Consider the following 1,014-nt stretch of genomic DNA (forward strand, 5'->3'; position numbering starts at 1 on the left):
TATATTGACTATTATTTATATCACCGCTTTTCATAACTTACATGTATACAATGCAAACTACGCTATTATTCGTACCGTTGTCATCGGCTTTTTTATGCTGAGTCTTCTTCGCATAGAACATATAAAAGAGAGTGAGCACTTACAAAATTATGCTAGAGAAATCTCAAAACTACTTAAACCTCTTACAATATTTATTGTATTGTTAGCAACCATCGCATACTTTGCGCCAAAATTTGGCCCTCAATGGCCAAACCCAATGGATTTTTTAAAATTCAACACATCCGAATCAAGTAAAAAACAAGAAGTTTCTAAAATTGGGTATGGTTTAGATGACTCACGATTAGGTGGTCCTTTTAAAGCAGATCCTACAATTGTTTTTACAGCAGCAACGCAAAACAAACAATATTGGAGAGTAGAAACGAAAGATTTTTATACCGGAAAAGGTTGGGAAGTTTCTGAAAATCAAAAGAAGGTTACTTTTAAAAATAAAAACGACGTCGTGAGTTGGTACGAACAAAATACAAAAACAGAGACAACTACGGCAACAATCACCATGCAAAAAAGTTATCCGCACCTTACCTATCCAGCAGGTTTAGTATCAGTTGAGGCTTCTTCTGATATATCATACAGCGTTGACCCATTTTCAGAAAAAATCTATACGATGGACGCAGACTCTTCTACTACTTTACATTCTTATAAAGTAACATATGAGGTCCCGGAGTTTTCCATAGAAAACTTGAAAGCTGTAAAAACGAATGAAGGTCAAGAAACAAATCCTTATTTCATGACAAAGTACACGCAACTTCCCGAATCATTACCGCAGCGAGTAAGAGACTTAGCTGTTAATCTAACAAATGATAAAAACAACCGATATGATAAAGTATTAGCTATTGAAAACTACTTTACTGACCATTCTTTTGTATATGAAACAACGAATGTCCCATTCCCTACCAAACACCAAGATTATGTAGATCAATTTCTTTTCGATACAAAAAGCGGCTACTGTAATAATTT

At 34.5% G+C, this 1,014-nt stretch carries 1 protein-coding gene; it reads left to right on the forward strand.

The genetic code is table 11. The features are described from left to right. A partial coding sequence (locus R7E47_RS25420; RefSeq protein ID WP_318085602.1) for a transglutaminaseTgpA domain-containing protein occupies nucleotides 1–1,014 on the forward strand: 1,014 nt, incomplete at both ends.

Origin of the sequence: Vibrio sp. Vb1026 (genome assembly GCF_033338745.1) — a bacterium.
GTDB lineage: Bacteria > Pseudomonadota > Gammaproteobacteria > Enterobacterales > Vibrionaceae > Vibrio > Vibrio alginolyticus.